General features: G+C 65.4%; 9 protein-coding genes. 5 read left to right on the top strand and 4 right to left on the bottom strand.

Annotated features, from left to right (window positions below; translation table 11 throughout):
• Positions 1-8 precede the first annotated feature (8 nt).
• Together KA261_12715 and KA261_12710 are read right to left on the bottom strand one after the other, a co-directional pair.
• Complete coding sequence (locus tag KA261_12715; GenBank protein ID MBP7698664.1) at positions 9-557, bottom strand: hypothetical protein; 549 nt, start codon at positions 555-557, stop codon at positions 9-11.
• Positions 539-1,138, bottom strand: coding sequence for a sigma-70 family RNA polymerase sigma factor (locus KA261_12710; protein ID MBP7698663.1), 600 nt, complete (start codon positions 1,136-1,138; stop codon positions 539-541). The genes KA261_12715 and KA261_12710 overlap by 19 nt, the downstream gene beginning before the upstream one ends.
• 131 nt (positions 1,139-1,269) lie before the next feature.
• Here KA261_12710 and KA261_12705 point away from each other — a divergent pair, with 131 nt between their 5' ends.
• The gene (locus KA261_12705; protein MBP7698662.1) at positions 1,270-1,629 is read left to right on the top strand and encodes a hypothetical protein; all 360 of its coding nucleotides are present in this window, start codon (positions 1,270-1,272) and stop codon (positions 1,627-1,629) included.
• Between the two features lie 353 nt (positions 1,630-1,982).
• On the opposite strand, the gene KA261_12700 is transcribed toward KA261_12705, so the two are convergent.
• Both KA261_12700 and KA261_12695 read right to left on the bottom strand, forming a co-directional pair.
• On the bottom strand, positions 1,983-4,112 hold the full coding sequence (locus KA261_12700; protein ID MBP7698661.1) for a S9 family peptidase: 2,130 nt from the start codon (positions 4,110-4,112) through the stop codon (positions 1,983-1,985).
• Positions 4,113-4,181: 69 nt separating this feature from the next.
• Positions 4,182-4,922: an anion permease gene (locus KA261_12695; GenBank protein MBP7698660.1), complete on the bottom strand. Its 741-nt coding sequence runs from the start codon at positions 4,920-4,922 to the stop codon at positions 4,182-4,184.
• Between the two features lie 345 nt (positions 4,923-5,267).
• Here KA261_12695 and KA261_12690 point away from each other — a divergent pair, with 345 nt between their 5' ends.
• The 4 genes from KA261_12690 to KA261_12675 all read left to right on the top strand — a co-directional run bounded on the left by KA261_12690 (position 5,268) and on the right by KA261_12675 (position 17,775).
• On the top strand, positions 5,268-9,902 hold the full coding sequence (locus tag KA261_12690) for a S8 family serine peptidase (protein MBP7698659.1): 4,635 nt from the start codon (positions 5,268-5,270) through the stop codon (positions 9,900-9,902).
• Between the two features lie 305 nt (positions 9,903-10,207).
• Positions 10,208-13,186 carry an SBBP repeat-containing protein gene (locus tag KA261_12685; GenBank protein MBP7698658.1) on the top strand — a complete coding sequence of 993 codons (2,979 nt, stop codon included), beginning with the start codon at positions 10,208-10,210 and terminating at the stop codon, positions 13,184-13,186.
• Positions 13,187-13,388: 202 nt separating this feature from the next.
• Positions 13,389-16,472, top strand: coding sequence for an amidohydrolase family protein (locus KA261_12680; protein ID MBP7698657.1), 3,084 nt, complete (start codon positions 13,389-13,391; stop codon positions 16,470-16,472).
• Positions 16,473-16,515: 43 nt separating this feature from the next.
• Positions 16,516-17,775 carry an amidohydrolase family protein gene (locus tag KA261_12675; protein ID MBP7698656.1) on the top strand — a complete coding sequence of 420 codons (1,260 nt, stop codon included), beginning with the start codon at positions 16,516-16,518 and terminating at the stop codon, positions 17,773-17,775.
• Positions 17,776-18,737: the final 962 nt, after the last annotated feature.

Raw genomic sequence — 18,737 nt, 5'->3', positions numbered from 1 at the left:
CGGGATCGTCAGAGACAGAACTTGGCCTGGCGGCTGCGAAAGATCAGGTGATCGGCCCCGGCCACGGCTGCGAGAATGAGCAGGCAGATCCCTACCACTATGAGCGTATTGCCGCCGTCCCCAGCCACCGACTGCGGCACCCCCTCGAGCGTTCCGACCGCCTGGCGGGCGTTGTTGAACGCGCGTGTCCCATGCTGCAGGGACGGCTCGAACACCCCGCGCAGATAGCCTGTGAAAGTGCCGAGCCCCATGAAGTACGCCGTGGCCCCGAACGCCGCCGCCATCCCTCCCAGCCACCAGAGGGCGTGGTACCAGCGCCGCTTGGCGCCGGCAGCCCGGTCCGCGGCCAGCCGCGCCTCGACCGCCCCGACGAACCCCGGCGACAACACCCAGCCGGGATCCCGGCCGAGCGCCGCAAAGAGGGCCCGATAGCTCTCCACCCGCTCCCGGCAGTCGCGGCACTCGGCAAGGTGGGACTCGAACACCTGGTCGAGCGCCGACGTCCCGGTCTCCAGATACGCCTGCATCTCGTCGTCGGTCATGTGCCTGTCAACCATATGTCCTCCGTTCGGTATTTCGTCAACAGCCGGTCGCGCAACTGCCGGCGCGCCCGGAACAGGTAGTTCTTCACCGTGCCCATGGGCAGGCCGGTGATCTCCACGATCTCCTCGTACGTCATCTCGTCGAGATGGTACAGCGTGAGGATCGCCCGATACTGCGGCGGCAGATACGCCATCTCCGCCTGCACCCGGGCAAACAGGTCGCGCGTCTCAGCCGCCGCATCCGCCCCTTCCGCCGGATCGGCGATCGTCTCCAGCGGCGACGATCCGTCCTCGCCGGCCAGATCTTCCAGCAGCGGGATCTTCCGCCTCTGCAGGTGGTCGATGCACGCGTTGTAGGCGATCCGGGCCACCCACGTCGACACCCTGGCGTCATGGCGGAAGCTGCCGAGGTTGTGGAAAACCTTGAGGAACACGTCTTGGCAGACATCCTCGCGGTCGGCGGCATTCGCCACCATCCGGAAAACAATGTGGCTGACCAGCCGCTGGTGCCGGCTCACGAACGTCCGGAACGCCGCCTGGCTGCCGCGGAGGATTTCCTCAATTAAGGACCGGTTGTCCGGCGCAGCCTGCTCCATACATACCTAAAGACAGTATAGGCGGCCGCGGTGTTGCATCAAAGAAAATGCATTCTCCGGTGCAACAAAACGCCGCGCCGGGCGGTCGAATCGGTCAGACAGGACGGAAACGCGATGCAAGGAGAGTATTTATGTGGACCGATGTCTTGATCCCGCTGGTGATTTTCGGGACCGGCGTCGTCATCGTCAAACTGGTGCTGGACTACAAGCTCCGGCGCCAGATCCTCGAGAAGGGACCGGTGGATGACAAGGCGCAGCGTTTCCTTCTCCGGGAGGCGGAACTGGCCCGGCTGTCGTCGCTGAAGTGGGGCATGGTGCTGGTCGGGCTCGGGATTGCGCTGCTGGTCGGCTACATGAATCCGGACATGTTTGACGATGGGGGCGTGTTCGGGCTGATGCTTGTCCTGGCCGGGATCGGATTCCTCATCTACTTCGCCGTCGCCCAGCGGCACCTCGGGCGGCTCGAGCGGCCGCCGCAGGGATCAGTCTGAGGTCATTCTCCGATGGACCTTAACGGCGCTGTCCCGCCTGGGGAGCGCCGTTTTCCTTTCTTTCGACGGCCACACGACAACGCAATAGTTTGTGACGCAATAGGATACGTGCCTTGGTTTGCTGTCCGGGACCGGCGCGACGAGGGGATAAAAAAAGTCGCGTTTTGGTGCAAAAAAAGATTGACTTGATCCATAAGGCCTATTATACTGCCGTCGCTTCATGAGACCTCCCCTAAAGAAACTCGCCCGCGGTGTCCCCGCCCGGGCGAGTTTCTTGTTTGCCTGACGACTGCGCCGGGGCGCCCCGGTCGGGTCCCCGGCCCTCCGGTTTGCGCCCAGGCCGCTTCCTCCGCTCACGGCCCGGTCAGGCCGAGCTGGTCGAGAATGAAGGCGTACTCCAGGGCAACCTCTTTCAGGTAATCATAGCGGCCGGAGGCCCCACCGTGCCCCGCCCCCATGTTAGTCTTGAGCAGCAGAACGTGGTCATCGGTCTTGGTGGCGCGGAGTTTCGCCGTCCACTTGGCCGGCTCCCAGTACTGCACGCGCGGGTCGTTCAGCCCTGCCGTGACGAGCATCGCGGGATAATCCTTCGCGGTGACGTTGTCGTACGGCGAGTAGGACATCATGTAATCGTAGTAGGCCGGGTCATGGGGATTGCCCCACTCCTCGTACTCGATCACGGTCAGGGGGATCGACTCATCGAGCATGGTATTTATGACGTCGACAAACGGGACATCGGCGATGGCCACGGCCGCCAGGTCGGGGCGCATGTTGACGACCGCGCCGATGAGCAGGCCGCCGGCGCTGGCCCCCGAGATCACCATTCGGTCGGGCGCGGTGTAGCCCTGTTCGGCCAGGTAGTCGCCGCAGGCGATGAAATCGGTGAAGGTGTTGCGCTTGCGCAGCATCTTGCCGTCCTCGTACCACGGCCGCCCGAGGTATCCCCCGCCCCGGATGTGGGCGATGGCGTAGATGAAACCGCGGTCGATCAGGCTCAGCCGGTTGGCCGAAAACCAGGGCTCCATCGTCATGCCGTAAGCGCCGTAACCGTACAGGTAGAGCGGGTGGGAACCGTCTCTCACCATCCCTTTCCGGTAGCACATGGAAATGGGGATCCGTGTGCCGTCCGGTGCCGTCGCCCACACCCGCTCCTGGGCGTAGTCCTCGGGGTTGTAGCCGCCGAGCACTTCCTCCTGTTTCAGCGTGGTGCGCTTGCGCGAATCCATGTCGTAGTCAAAGATCGTGCTCGGCGTGATGAGCGATTGGAAATTGAGGCGGAGCTTCGACGCATCGTACGACGGGTTGCGGTTCGGATAGACCGAGTAGATCGGCTGGTCGAAGGCGATGTAGTGCACGGCGCCGTCGCTCACGGTCCGGATCTGGACCATGGGGAGACCGCGGTCGTGCTCGTAGACGACGAGATAGTCCTTGAAGCAGTCGACGCCGTCCAGTTTCACCGAATCCCGGGCCGGGATGACCTCGGTCCAATTGGCCGGCGACGGGTCAGCCGTGGGGGTGCGCAGCAGGCGGAAATTGACCGCATCCTTGTTCGTCGTGATGTAGAAATTGTCCCCCTGGTGGTCGACGGAATATTCCACCCCTTGCTCGCGGGGCGCAAAGAGCGTGAAGTCGCTCTCGGGATTGTCGGTCCGCAGATACCAGACCTCGGACGTGATCTGACTGCCGATCATCATCATCAGGTACCGCCGGCTGCGGGTCTCCCCCACGCCGACGTAGAAGGCCGGATCCTGTTCGTGATAGACCAGCCGGTCCTCGGCCGGCGCGGCGCCCAGCTTGTGGCGGAAGAGCTGGTAGGGCCGCCGGGTTTCGTCCTCGACCGTGTAGAATAGCGTGAGGTTGTCGCCGGCCCAGGCGACAGCCGAGACATTGGGGAGGGTGTCGCTGAAGTAATCGCCGGTGAGCATATTCTTGACCACCAGCGTGTACACCTCGCTGCCGGCGGTATCGAAGGTGTAGGCCAGCAGTTGCTGATCGGGGCTGATCTCGAAAGCGCCGACCTGATAGTAGTCGAAATTCTCGGCCAGCCTGTTCACATCGAGAATGATCTCCTCCGGAGCCTCCAGCGAGCCTTTCTTGCGGCAGTAGATGTTGTACTGCCGGCCTTCCTCTGTCCGGGCGTAGTAGTAGTAGTCCATGTAGCGGGCCGGCACGCTCATGTCGGTTTCCTTGATGCGGGCGCGCATCTCCTTGTAGAGGTCCTCCTGGAGCTGCGCGGTGTGCGCCATGCAGGCCTCAGTGTAGGCATTCTCGGCTTCGAGGTACGCCATAACAGCCGAGTCCCCGCGGTTGCGGAGCCAGTAGTAGTCGTCAATGCGGACGATATTGCCGTTCACAGTGTCGACGCGCGGGATCATGGCGGCTACCGGGGCATGCGGTGCGACGGCCGTTTCCTGGGCCAACGCGGCCGAGGCGACAAGGGCGACCGCGATCAAAATGAGAGCCAGCGAGTGTGAGAGCTTCATCGAACCGAAACCTCCTGAGGTTGAACACACAGCATGAAAGCTCCAATTTATACGCTCGACGGCAGACTGTCACGGAGAAACTGGGTTCCATGCGTTCGCCGCCGCCTCTTCGCAAGAGCCTTCCGTATTGGCGTACAGCAGGTTACAGAAGCCGAACCGGTCCCGTGCTTTTTCCACCCTGATTTCTCGTTGGCCCTCCCCGCGGCGCCGGCCGAGCCAACGTAGAGATCCCAACCACGCAAAGATTTCCTTTCCCTCCTTTAGCTCGCCGGCGGACGGTGCATACAAGGCGGTGAGGACGGCCCAGACAACGGCGGCGAACCTGGCGGTCGGAGCGCCCGGTGCGCCTTCCTCCACCTTCAGCACAATGGCCATCGCAATCGGAATCATCATCATCGTCGCCGCCGGGTTGGAAATCCACATCGACAGAACAAAGGTGGCGGCTATGAAGCCGGCCAGCAGGCAGCGGGGGGAGGCGCCGATGAGGGTGATGATGCGCAGGGCGATGCGCCGGTGGAGACCGCACCGCTCCATGGCAAGGGCCACGATGAATCCGCCGATAAAGAGGAAGATGACGCTGCTGACGTACTTGGCGGCCACGGCGTCCCCCTTCATGATCCCCAGGACCGGATGCAGGGCGATCGGCAGAAGGGCGCCGGCCGGAATGGGAATGGCCTCCGTGATCCACCAGACGGCCATCAGGACAGCGACCGCGGCGGCGGCGGTGACGGCCGGGTGGCCGGGCTGGAGATCGGCCGGCGCCAGGAGGCCCGGGGCCGCAGCCGGACCAAGAATAAGGCCGATGCGCATTTTCCAACGGCTCCACATGCGGCGCTCCGATCATCAGGAGGGATTGATGAGGAAGAGGTACGGCAGGAAGCAGACGGCGAGCGACAGAAACTGTGCGGCCGGGAGCCGCGGCAATCCCGGGAGGACCTCCCCCCCGGGCGACCGGCCGCCGTCGGCGGCGGCAATCCATTATTGCCGCCCGCGCCGCCGGTCAAAGGTGTTGACATCGACCGGCAAGCACGTAGATTGTAGTGTAGTACCGACCCGGAGAAGTACGTCGGACCGCATCCGCCGAACGACCGCCAACGACCGCGTTGCCGATGTGGCCGGACGGGCAAATCGTCACACCCGACTCTGAGGTATTCCATGCGCGCGCACACAGGCCGGCACTTCCCCCTCTCGGCGACCCTCATCCTGGTCATTCTCATCCTGGCCTCCGCCGCTCGGACGGCGGAGGCAGAAACCCGGGAACCGGTCTTTGTGCCGGGAGAGATGATTCTGCAGTTGTCCTCGGCCAAAGCCGCCGGCCAACTGGCTTCGGATTTCGCCGCCCTCGACCTGCGGCCCCGGCAACTGCTCTCGCGCCGCCTGAACATCTGGCTCTACGAATACCGCGCCGACGGGCACAAGGACACGGCTGCGCATGAGGAGGTGCTCGCCCGGGTGCGGCGGCATCCCGCGGTCGAGCTCGGCCAGTTCAATCATGAAGTGGCCCTCCGCTCGACCTTCCCCGACGACTCCTCGTTCGGCCAGCAGTGGGCGCTGCACAACACCGGCCAGACGGGAGGGGTTGCGGATGCCGATATTGACGCTCCCGAGGCCTGGGATCTGACGACCTCCGGGACGACGGCCGACGGGGATCAGATTGTGATCGCCATTGTCGACCGCGGGTACGACCTGAACCACCCCGACATCTCCTTTTTCAAGAACACCCATGAAACGCCCGCGAACGGGATTGACGACGACGGCAACGGGTATATCGACGACTACGACGGCTGGGATGCGTACTCGAACGACGGGACGCTGCCGGCGAGCGACCACGGAACGCACGTGGCGGGGATCGCCGCGGCCATCGGCAACAACGGCGCGGGGGTGAGCGGGGTCAACTGGCAGGTGAAGGTGATGCCGATCGCCGGGTCCTCGACTTCCGAGGCGACGGTGGTGGCCGCGTACGCCTACGCCCTGGAGATGCGGGCGCAGTACAACGAATCGGAGGGCGCGCTCGGAGCGTTCGTGGTGGCGACCAATTCCTCGTTCGGCGTGGACTACGGCGACCCGGTCAATTTCCCTGTCTGGTGCGCCATGTTTGACTCGCTCGGGGCCTACGGCGTGTTGAGCGCGGCGGCCACCGCCAACATCGGCATGGACATCGACGCAAACGGCGACGTCCCCACCGCCTGCCCCAGCGACTACCTGATTGCGGTGACCAACACAACCTCCAGCGACGTGCGCAACAGCGGGGCCGGCTGGGGCGCCGCCTCGATCGACCTGGGCGCACCCGGGACCTCGGTCTACTCCACGCTGCTCGGAGGCGGGTACGGGAACAAGACGGGGACGTCGATGGCCTCCCCCCATGTCGCGGGGGCAGTCGGGTTCATGTACAGCGCAGCCTCCCCCGTGGTCATCGACCTGGCGCGGCGGCGCCCCGACTCGGTAGCCCTGCTTATCCGCCAGGCTATCTTGGACGGCGTCGACTCGATCGGGTCGCTCACCGGCGTGACGGTCACGGGCGGACGGCTCAACCTTCGCACCGCGGCGGTGCTGGTGCAGGCCATCCCGACCGGCGTGACGATCGTCCACCAACCGCTCGCGGACACCCGGGATACCGTGAACGATTACGCGGTCGCCGCCCAGATTACGTCGGACACGACTCTGGCGCCGGATTCGCTGCGCCTGCACTACGAGATTGCGAGCGTGTGGACAAGCGCGATCCTTTCCCCGGCCGGCGGAGTCCAGTACAGCGGCGCCATTCCCGCCCAGCCGCCCGGCACGACGATCCGCTACTATCTGACCGCGGCGGACGTGGAGGGAAAAGCGGACACCACCGACATCTTCACGTTCCGGGTGATCGACTACGCGGTGAGTGTGCGCCCCGACTGGCAGACGCAGACGGGGCTGGTGTCCGACACGATGTGGTTTGACCTCTGGGTGGTCAACACGGGGCTGCGCGCGGACGACTACACCCTGGGGATCGGACAGGCGAAGTGGGTGACCCAGATTTTCGACAGCACCATGGCCGGCCCGATCAGCGCGACCGGGGCGGTGGGGGCGGAAGATTCGGTGAAAGTCAAGGTCCGCGTGCTCATCCCCGCCAGCACTTATCTGGCGGCGGACACGGCGGTAATGGCCGTCCTCTCGACGGCGAATCCGGCGGTGACCGCTGCCGGCGCCGCGGTGACGGTGTCGGACGGACCGGCCCTCGCCGTTCCGTTCAGCGAGGAATTCGCCGCCGCCGCGTTCGATTCCTCCAGGTGGGCGGGGGTGGTCGAAGCCGAGATCAGCGAGGCCGGGCTCGCGGAACCCTCGCCGCCCTACAGCCTCAACCTCGACGGCAACCGGTACGGCGCGGATACGGTACTCTCGATGGCGATCGATCTGCGGGGGCAGACGGCCGCCATGGTTGGGTACGCTTACCAGCGGACCGGGGGCGGAGATTCGCCGGAAGCCGGCGACGATCTCGTGGTCGAGTATTTCGATTCGACCGGCACGTGGCGCCTGATCCGCCAGCACCTCGGCGCCGATCCCGACATGACGACGTTCGAGGAGGTGGAGTTTTCGCTACCCGCGGACGCCTTCCACCGGCGCTTCCGTCTGCGCCTGCGCTGCACGGGCACAATCGGCGTGTTCGACGACTGGTTTGTCGACGACGTGTATGTCGGGCCGCCGCCGGCCTACGCCGTTCGCGTGACACCGCCGCAGTCCCGGCAGTACGGGTTCGCCGGCGACACGGTAATGTACTTGGTGACGGTGCACAACCGGGGGCTCAACACGGACCGCTACCACCTGTTCGCCGAGGATCTCGGCGGGTGGCCGGTCGCGGCCTACGATTCGCTCGGCCAGGGGATTATTACCGTGACCGATTTCGTCCCCAGCGGAGACTCGAGCCGGTTTGCCGCGAAAGTGCCCATCCCGGCCGACGCGGCCGCCAACGACGCGAGCGCCGCCCGGGTGCGCGTGGTCTCGCTGAGCAACACGTCGGTAGCCGACACCGCCGCCCTTGAAACGGTCTCGAGCGGACCGCCCGGCGGATTCCCGTGGTACGAGAGCTTCCCCGAGGATACCCTCATCGCCTTCCGGTGGCCGCAGAATTCGGGGGCCACGGTCACCGCGTCGGCGGTGGATCCCCCGACCCCGCCGTACGCGCTTGACCTCGACGGCGGGATCGACACGGTTGTCAGCCAGGTGCTCAACCTGAGCGCGGTCGGCGAGGCGAATCTCTCCTTCTATTACCAGCGGGCGGCGAGCGACCCGCCGGAAGCGGGCGAGGATTTGTGGCTGGAGTACAAGACATCGGTCGGGCAGTGGGTGCAGCTCGATCAACTGGCGGGGGGCGGGGGCGCCATGAACTACTTCGCACAGCGGGTGATCCCCCTGGTCCCGGCGGCCCTGCACAGCGGGTTCCAGCTGCGGCTGCGCTCGTTCGGTTCCTGCGCCAACTGCGACCACTGGTACATTGACGATATCCGCATCGATTACGCCCCGGACATCGCCGTGGCCCCGGCCGCCATTGAGGTGACGCTCGAGCAGGGGGATTCGGCGGCCGCGCACCTGATTATCGAAAATGAGGGGCTGGGCGGGCTGGACTACTCGCTCAGCCGGGTCCCCGCGACGGCCACGTTGCCGTTCGCGCGCCTGGCAGCAGAAGATGGCCTGGAGCCGGCGCTGCGGTCCTATCCGGATGGGTTCGACGACTACGCCGAGCCCAAGGGCGGCGAGGATCCCCGGATCGGAGCGCCGGTGACGCGTGATGCCGGAGGCCCGGACGCCTACGGGTATTTCTGGGTCGACTCCGATGAGCCGGCCGGGCCGACCTTTGCCTGGATTGAGGCAAGCACCACCGGGATCAACATCATCGGCACGCTGACCGATGATTCGTTCAGCGGGCCGTATGCGATCGGCTTCGATTTCCCCTTCTACGACAGCACGTACTCGACGCTCTTTGTGGGATCGAACGGAATCATCGGGTTCGCACCGATAAGTCTGAACAGCCGGTTCAAGAGGCACCTCCCCGACACTACCGCGCCGAACGCCCTGCTGGCCTGGCTATGGGATGATCTGAATCCCACCGACGGGGCCAACCCGGGGGCGGCCGTGTATGTCGACGCGACGCCGGCCCGCTGCGTCATCCAGTTCTCCGCGTATCCGGAGTACCTGGCCGGCGCCGGGGATGTGGTGAACGCTGAAGTGATCCTGTATCCGGACGGGTCGATCGTCTACCAGTACCTGTCGATCGCGCCGGGTTTCGACGTTGCCAGCTGCGCGGTGGGGATTGAGAACCCCGCGGGCGCCGACGGGCTGGAGGTGGCCTACCTGACGCCCTATCTGAAAGACTCGCTGGCCATTCTCTTCACCAATCCCTCCCAGTGGCTGGCGCTGGAGCGGACGGCCGGGTCGGTCGACCCGGGCGGGGCCGACACGCTCGCCCTGACAATCACGACGGCGAATCTTGGCTCCGGCAGCTACGGCCTGATCCTGCTGGTGACCAGCAACGATCCCGACGAGAGCCCGTGGTCGGTGCCGGCGACGGTGCACGTGACGCTCCCCCCCCAGTACGTGTGCGGGGACCTCACCGGGAACGGCGGGACGCCGAACGTGGCGGACCTTACCTATTTCGTCAATTTCCTTTTCCGCGGCGGCCCGCCGCCGGCGGACATGGCAGCCGCGGACATCGACGGTTCCGGGGGACTTCCGACGGTAGGCGACCTGACCTATTTTATCGGATTTTTGTTTCGGGGCGGACCCCCGCCGATTTGCGAAAACGGCCGGCATCGTGCGCAATAGACCTTCGGGAGCGCGGCGTCCATTCCGTATTACTGCGTATACAGGGACGCCTCGGAAAAAAGCGGGCCGGCAACGATAAACCCCGGCGCGGAGTCTGTCGAATCTAGGCATATGTGTTGGGCCTGCGGCCGATTCCGGATTTGGACTTGACAAGCGGAGGGTCGCGGCGTTTATTGGAAGTGTAAGTGCATTGACATCTCTTTCTTTGTAGTTTCGTTGCAGATCGACATCCGGAGTAACAAGTGACAAACTGCCGGTTTTTGGCCCGGAGGGCCAAATTCACACTGACAGTCTTATCGGGATATGTGGTTGCGCTCGCGGCCGCCGCAACCGGTGGACTGTACGCGTCCGCGCCGCTGCCCGATCGTTCCGCCGACCTGCCGATCGGAATCACACTCGCGGCCGCTTCCCTGGCGTTCGTCCCCAACGTGGGCCAGTACGCCGCGCCGGTGACGTTTCGGGCCGAGAACGGCGATGCCATTGTCTGGGTTGCCGGAAACGAAGTATTCTATGAATTCATCGAACCCGCGGAGGGAACGCCGCCTCCGGACGATCTCTCCCGCTACGGGTATTACCCGGCCGGCGAAGCCGCGCGTTTCACCTACCGATTGGTGAGGGTCTCTTTCGCCGGGGCGAATCCGGCGCCGGCCGTGGTCGGGCGCGAGCCAATGCCGGGCCTGCGCCACTACCTCGTGGGCGCGGATCCCGCAGACTGGCGCACCCACGTGCCGCAATTCGGGGCGGTTGCATTTGAAGACTTGTACGACGGCATCGATCTGGTGTACCGCGCCGCAGGAAACGCTCTGGAGTATGATTTCCACATCGACCCGCATGCCGATCCGTCCCGCATCCGTATCGCGGTGCAGGGCGCGGAACGGACGGTGATCGCCGCCGACGGCCGTCTGGTAATCGAAACCGACGGGGGCCGGATCGAAGAGTACGCGCCGGTCGTCTACCAGCTCTCCGGATCGTCGCGGCTGGCCGTGCCGGCCCAATTTGTAATTCTCGGAGACAACACCTTTGGGTTCCGGCTGCCGGCCGGTTACAACCCGGACCTCCCCCTTGTCATTGACCCGGTGGTCGAGTATTCCACGATGCTCGGGGGCGCATCGAACGATTACTGCCGGAGTCTCGCGATCGACGCCGACGGCAATGCCTACGCGGCCGGGTACACCTCGTCGGTTGATTTCCCCGTCAAGGCCGCGTACGACGGCAGCTACAACGGCGGGGGGACATTCGGTTACGACATGGTCGTGACGAAGATTTCGCCGCTGGGGGACTCGCTGATTTACAGCACTTTCATCGGCGGGGCCACGGGGGATGACCGGGCCTACGGTGTCGCGGTCAACGGCGCCGGCGAGGCCTGCGCGGTCGGACAGACGTCCTCGAGCGATTTCCCGGTCGTGAGCGCCTCCCAGGGGGCGCTCGCGGGCGGCGACGACGCCGCGCTGCTGCGGCTGTCGGCAAGCGGCGACGCCCTTCTGATGGCGTCGTACCTCGGGGGAACCGCCTCGGACGTGGCCAACGGCGTTGCTGTGGACAACTCCGGCAATCTGTATGTCGTGGGGCGAACCGAGTCATCCGATTTCCCCCTCTCCGGGTCGCCCTTTGACAACGTGTTCGGCGGCACGCAGGAGGCGTTTCTGGGCAAGTTCTCGCCGACGGGCCCCCGGGTGTACAGCACGTTTCTGGGCGGCAGCGCCAACGACGCGGCGCTGGCGACAGCAGTGAACGGTACGGGCGAAGCATTCGTGACCGGCTACACGCTGTCGACAGATTTCCCGGTTCTCTCGGCCTACGACGCCACGAACGCCGGCGGATCCTCGGCCGGCGATGTGTTTGTGACGCGTTTCAATGCCGCCGGCAGCGGGCTGGTGTACAGCACGTTTTTGGGCGGAGCGGCGGATGACGCCGGCCTGGCCATCGCCCTCGACTCGGCGGACAATGCCTTTGTCACCGGCTACACCCTCTCGACGGATTTCCCCGTCGTCGCGCCCTTCGACGCGACGCACAACGCCTATCTGGACGCTTTCGCGTCCAAGCTCGGCCCGTCCGGGAACAGCCTCGCCTACAGCACCTACCTCGGCGGGAGCGGGAACGATCTCGGGGCGGGGATTGACGTCGACTACCTGGGGTTCGCCTATGTCACGGGCAACACCTTCTCCCCGAATTTTCCCACGCGCGCGGCCGTTGACAGCACGTTCGCGGCCGGCGCCGATGCTTTCGCGACCTGTTTCGGCCAGCCCGGCGACACCCTCGTGTACTCGACTTTCCTCGGCTCCGGGGCGCTGGATTTCGGCTACGCGGTGGCGGTCGACACCGGGCAGAATGCCTACATCGGCGGGTATACCAGCAGCACGACGTTTCCGACCGTCAACGCCATCCAGGGGACCCACGGCGGCGGGTACGACATGTTCGTCCTGCGGCTGGCGATCGACGAATGGATATGCGTGGACACTGACAGCGACGGGTTCGGCGATCCCGGCCACCCCGAAAACGAGTGCCCCACGGACAACTGCCCGCTGGTCGCCAACCCGGACCAGGCGGATGCCGACGGCGACGGCGCGGGCGACCTCTGCGACGTCTGCCCCGGATTCGACGACAGCCTCGATGCCGATGCCGACGGGGTGCCCGACGGCTGCGATGTCTGTCCCGGCTTTAACGACAACGTCGATACGGACGGCGACGGCGTCGCCGACGGGTGCGACCTGTGCCCCGGGTTTGACGATGCCCAGGACGGCGACTCCGACGGCGTGCCGGACAGCTGCGACAACTGCCCGGCGCGCGCCAACGCCGGGCAGGCCGACGACGACAGCGACGGCCTTGGTAACGCCTGCGACAACTGCCCGACGGTGGGCAATCCCGACCAGGCCGACATTGACGCCGACGGCCTCGGCAACGCCTGCGATCCGTGCACGGATACGGACGGCGACGGTTACGGCAACCCCGGGTACCCGGCCAACACCTGCCCGACGGACAACTGCCCGTACACCTATAATCCGTCGCAGGCCGATGCCGACAGCAACGGCATCGGCGACGCGTGCGACGCCGGGTGCTGCGTGGCCCCCCGGCGAGGCAACGTGAACGGCGACGCGGCCGACAACATCTCCATTGCCGATGTGACATTCCTGATCTCGTTCCTTTTCCAGGGCGGGCCGACGCCGGGCTGTCTTGAGGAGGCCAACATCAACGGGGATTCCTCCGGAACCATCGGAGTGTCCGACCTGACGGCGCTGACCGCCTACCTCTTCCAGGGCGGCCCCCCGCCGGCCGACTGCCCATAGAGGCGCGGGGGCCGGGATCGCCGGTCCTCCACTGCAACAGACTTCGCGCCGCCGGCCGCCGCCGGCGGCGTTTTCGCACGCGGGCCGTCGGAACCGTTTGCCGCTTGCCATCGGCCGTGTTTCCCGACATATTGCCGCGACATCCTAACTCTGGCGCAGGCGGTTCGCCGTACTGCAGGTCGAGGCAACTGGGAGCATCATCATGAAGTCAAATCACTCGGTCATAATTCTCGCGCTGTGTGCCGGCAGCGTGCTCGCCGCCTCCGGCACCACCCCGGAGCTGGGCATTCGCGATCATACGCCGGATCTCACAGCCCTGGTCAACGCCCGCGTCGTCATCTCCCCCGACCGGACGATCGATTCGGCGGTGATCGTGTTCGAGCACGGTGTCATCCGCGAGGTCAGCCGGTCGGCGCGCGTACCCGAGGGAGCGCTGGTGGTTGACCTCGGCGGCCGCGTGGTCTACCCCGGATTCATCGATCCCCACTCCGACTACGGCCTGCTCGCCGAGGAAGAGGGACACGGCCAGGGCGGCCGAATCGCCTGGGGCGGTCCCAAGTATGAGGCTGACCGGATCGGCGGCAGCGCCTGGAACGAGGCGATCCGCGCCGAGATCGATTGGGTCGATTCCTTCCGACCCGACTCGACGGCGGCCCAGAAGTACCTCGGGGCGGGCATCACGGTGACGCAAACGACCCGACAGGAGGGAATCTTCCGGGGACGCCCGGCTGTGGTTCTCCTGCGGCAGGGGCTGCCCAACAATCAGGTGCTGCGGGCCCGCTCCTATCCGGCGCTGTCGTTCTACAAGGGCTCATCGGCGCAGGATTACCCCTCTTCGCAAATGGGGGCTATCGCCCTGATTCGGCAAACATTGCTCGACGTAGACTGGTATCGGGCCGCGCGGGCGGCCTGGGAACGCAACCCCGGTCAGGAAATGCCCGAATTCAACGCGGCCATCGAGGCTCTGGGACGGCAGGCTGACACCATGATTTTCGTGGCGGCCGATGACAAAGAAATCATCCGGGCCGCACGGCTTGCCCGGGAGTTCGGGCGGACCTTCATTTGTGTCGGCAGCGGGTGCGAATACGAGCGGGCTGAGGAAATCCGCGGTGAGCTGGTGGAGCTGATCATTCCGGTCAACTACCCGGAAGCGCCGGAAGTGGGCTCTCTGGAGGACGAACTCGAGGTCACCCTGGAGGATCTCCGGCACTGGGAGCGCGCCCCCGGCAACGCCGCGCGCCTGGCCCAGGAAAAGATCCCGTTTGCTTTCACCGCGGCCGGCTTGGACGACCCCTCCGAATACCTCTCCCGCGTCCGCACGGCCGTGCGGTACGGTCTGCCCCCGGAAACGGCCCTGAGAGCGCTTACGACGGTCCCTGCGCGGCTCTGCGGAGTAGACCGGTATGTCGGTACCCTCGAACCGGGGAAGCTGGCCAACCTCGTTGTGTGCAGCGGCGACCTGTTCGCCGACACGACGCGCATCCTGGCCGTCTGGGCGGCCGGCCAGAAATACGAGTTCGAGCCGCTGCATCCGGGGGAATACCGGGGTCAGTGGCAACTGCGAACTGCGGCGGACAGCGCGACACTCGCCCTGGAAGGTGCACCATCGAAACTCGCGGGCCGACTGGTGGCCGGCTCCGATTCCGTGGAGCTGGGCGAGATTGAAGCCGCCCGCGACCGCATTACGTTCCGGGCCGACAGCCTCTGGGGGAAGCCCGGAGTCTGCCGGTTCTCTGGGCGGCTGTTCGGAGACTCGCTTCGGGGATTCGTGGCCTTCCCGGACGGCCGGCGCAGCGAATGGCAGGCGGTCCGCACCGCCCCGCTAGCAGCGGAAAAAGACACCGCCGGGGCGCCGTCCCCCGCGCCCGAACCGGAGCCGTTTGTGTCCCGCCTGACCTACCCCAACCGGGCCTACGGTCTGGAATCGGTGCCGGTCCCGCAGGACGTGCTCGTGCGCAACGCGACCATCTGGACGTCGGATGAGGCCGGCGTACTTGAGGGCGCCGACATGCTGGTGCGGGGCGGCAAGATCGCCGCGCTCGGCCGCAACCTCGAGTCGCCCTCGGGGGCGGCGGTGATCGATGCCGCCGGGAAACACGTCTCGCCGGGGATTATCGACGAACACTCGCACATCGCAATTGACGGCGACGTCAACGAGGGAACCCATGCCGTGACCTCCGAGGTGAGGATCGCCGACATCCTCGATCCGGACGACCTGAACATCTACCGCGAACTGGCCGGCGGCGTGACGGCCTCGCGCCTGCTCCACGGATCGGCCAACCCGATCGGCGGACAGGCGGCCACCATCAAGCTGCGCTGGGGGCTCCCGGCGGACAGCCTGGTGTTCGCGGCCGCGCCGAAGGCAATTAAGTTCGCCCTCGGCGAAAACGTCAAACAGAGCGGCTGGGGGGAGCGCTTCACCATCCGCTATCCGCAGACAAGGCTGGGCGTGGACGCGATCATACGCGATGCGTTTCTGGCCGCCCAGGCCTACGAGCAGCGCTGGGACCGCTTCCGCCGCCTCGGCAAGAGCGAGCAGGAGCGAACCATTCCCCCGCGCCGCGACTTGCAGCTTGAGCCCCTCGCCGACGTTCTCCACCGGCGGATGGCGATCCACTGTCACGGATACGTGGCGCCGGAGATGCTCATGATGATCCGCCTCGCCCAGGAGTTTGACCTCGAACTCCAGTCTTTCGCCCATGGTCTCGAGGGCTACAAGATCGCCCGCGAGCTGGCCGACGCCGGCGTCGGCGTGGGCAGCATCCCCGACTGGTGGGCATACAAGTTCGAGACCTATGACGGAATCCCCCACTCCCCCGCCCTCATGAGCGAAAAGGGCGTGGTGGTGGCGATCAACTCCGACAGCCCGGAGCTGGCCCGCCACCTGAACCAGGAGGCGGCCAAATCGGTCATGTACGGCGGGATGAAGCCGGAAGAGGCGCTCAAAATGGTCACGATCAATCCGGCCCGGCTCCTCGGTGTGGATGACTTGACCGGAAGCCTGCGGGTGGGCAAGGACGCCGACTTTGTCATCTGGAGCGACAACCCCCTCTCCATATATGCCCGGGCGGAGCAGACGTGGGTGGACGGTCGGAAGTTCTTCGACCTGGCCACCGACAGCCTGCTCCGGGAGCAGCTTCAGACAGAGAAGCAGCGGTTGATTCAGAAAGTACTGCGGGCTTCCGGAGGCGGGTCGCCCAAGCGGCCGCCGCGCGGACGGCCGGGTCCGCCGCCCGACGGCGGGTTATCTTCGACAGAAGGAGGCGCCCGTGAAGCACACCGGTAGACCTCTCCGGGAGCGGCTGCGGACGACGGGTGTTGCGGCCGCCATGCTCGTCGCCTTTGCTGTCAGCGGAGCCGCCCACGACTATCTCCCCGGCCCGCCGCAGGATCGCCCGATTCTGCTCCGGAACGGCAAGCTCTTCACGGTGGCGAACGGCGTCATGGACGGGGCGGACCTGTTGTTCGAATCCGGGCGCATCACGGCCATCGGGCGGAACCTCGAAGCGCCGGAGGGCGCCCAGGTCATCGACGTCACCGGGCTGCACGTCTACCCCGGCCTGATCGCCCCGCACTCGACTCTCGGTCTGTCCGAAATCGGCGCGGTCCGCGCCACCGAGGATACGCAGGAGCGGGGCCTGGCCAAAGGCGAACTGAAAGCCTACGCGGCGTATAACCCGGACTCCGAGATCATCCCGACCGTTCGCGCCAACGGCATCACCACGGCCTTGATCGTGCCCGGCGGCCAACTCGTGATGGGACGGTCCAGTTTGGTCAATCTGGACGGCTGGACAGTCGAGGACGCGCTGGTGCGGCCGGTCGTTGGGCTCCACCTGAGCTGGCCGCGGGCGTCGACCACTTCGGAGTGGTGGATGGAAGAGTCGGTCGAGGAGCAGAAAAAAGCCCGACAGGAGGAGCAGGCGCAGCTCCGCGGGGTATTCGACCAGGCCCGCGCCTACTATCTCGCCAAAACGGCCGATTATGCCATCCCCGTCGATTCCCGCTGGGAAGGCTTCCTCCCCCTGTTCGACCGCACGATGCCGCTCTTTGTGCATGCCGATGACTACCGGCAGATCGATCAGGCGGTGGCCCTCTGCCGGGAGTACGGTTTCCGGATGATCCTCGTGGGCGGACGGGAGGCCTGGAAGATGGCCCCCCTGCTCCGGGACAACGGCATCCCGGTTATATTCGGACCGACGCAGCGCCTCCCGATGCGGGAGGACGACGACTACGACCTCAACTACAAAATCCCCGCCCTCCTTCACCAGGCCGGGGTGGAGTTCTGTTTTTCGGCCGGGGGCGGGGCGACCGGGGTCCGGAATCTCCCCTTCCAGGCCGGCCAGGCGGTCGGCTTCGGACTGCCGTGGGAGGCGGCTCTCCGGTCCCTCACGCTGACCTCGGCTGAGATTCTGGGGATCGAGGGCGAGCTCGGCTCCCTGGAGGTCGGGAAGCGCGCCACGCTGGTGGTGTCCGACGGCGACCTTCTGGACCCGCTTCGGGCTCGCGTTCGGATGGAGTTCATCGACGGCCGGGCGGTGGATTTGAGTTCGAAACACACCGAGCTCTACCAGAAATACCGGGCCCGGTGACCGGGTGTCCGGATCTTCTATCGGCCATTTGCGGCCCCGTCATTGGCTCTTGAGCAACCAATGACGGGGCTCTTTCTGACCCTCAGCCGGCGTGTCATCTATGACACAGTCGGGACCTTAAGAGGCCGCGGATCGAAGTGTCGCGAGCCGGTCAGATAAATTTTATCCACAGTCATTCCCCGAGGCATCTCCGTGAGGGGGCAACTCCCGGCCATCATGAGAGGATCATCAAAGGGGTGGTGCCGGGCTGCCCGATGCCGGTACCGGGAGGTCGCTCAGGTTAGGGTCGCCCTTCGGCGGGCGACTCCGGCAGCGAGGATGTCTTAACCGTATCACGGCGACCCCAAGAGGCGAAACGGTCCGGCTCGGCGGGGCCGACCCGGACGGGCGAAATGAGGCAACAGCAGGCGTCGGTCCCCCTCGCTTTTAGGGGGCGGGCGCCAATAGTGGGGCCGACGTCAGGCGGTGATTTCATGGATGGGCAACACTATGATCGACCCTGCCTCGCAGAGGGTCGTTACCGGGCAGATTGTGACTATCGTCACAATCTGCCTCGCGAGGAGGGCGCCCCATGCTTCCGCTCTGAGGCCTTCACCCCGCCTTTGTCCGTCCGGTCAGTTCGGTGGCGCCAGGTTCGCCAGAATACCAGGCGTATAGATACCCGAGCCCGGTCGGCTGTCGCTAGCGGTTGGGTACGCCGGTTTTGCTCGGTCCAATTTGACGGTCGGGGCCGCGATACTAGTTCGGCTCTGGGGTAGGCGCCGGGGCGAGAGCTCGCTTAGGTGATTGCGAGGTTTTATTACTACATCTCACCGTATTTAGTGATTTGTGTATTTTGTTGAAGAAAGTTCTTGACAATTTTGTGTGTTGATGTAGTTTATGATCGGTCTAGGGAAACAGTTGTGTATGAATTATGCTTCTGTTTTGTATCTGTGGCACCTTTGAACGTTAAGTAAGACTTA

This window comes from Candidatus Zixiibacteriota bacterium (assembly GCA_017999435.1).
Classification (GTDB): domain Bacteria; phylum Zixibacteria; class MSB-5A5; order GN15; family FEB-12; genus JAGNLV01.
This window is presented reverse-complemented; position numbering and strand designations above follow the sequence as displayed.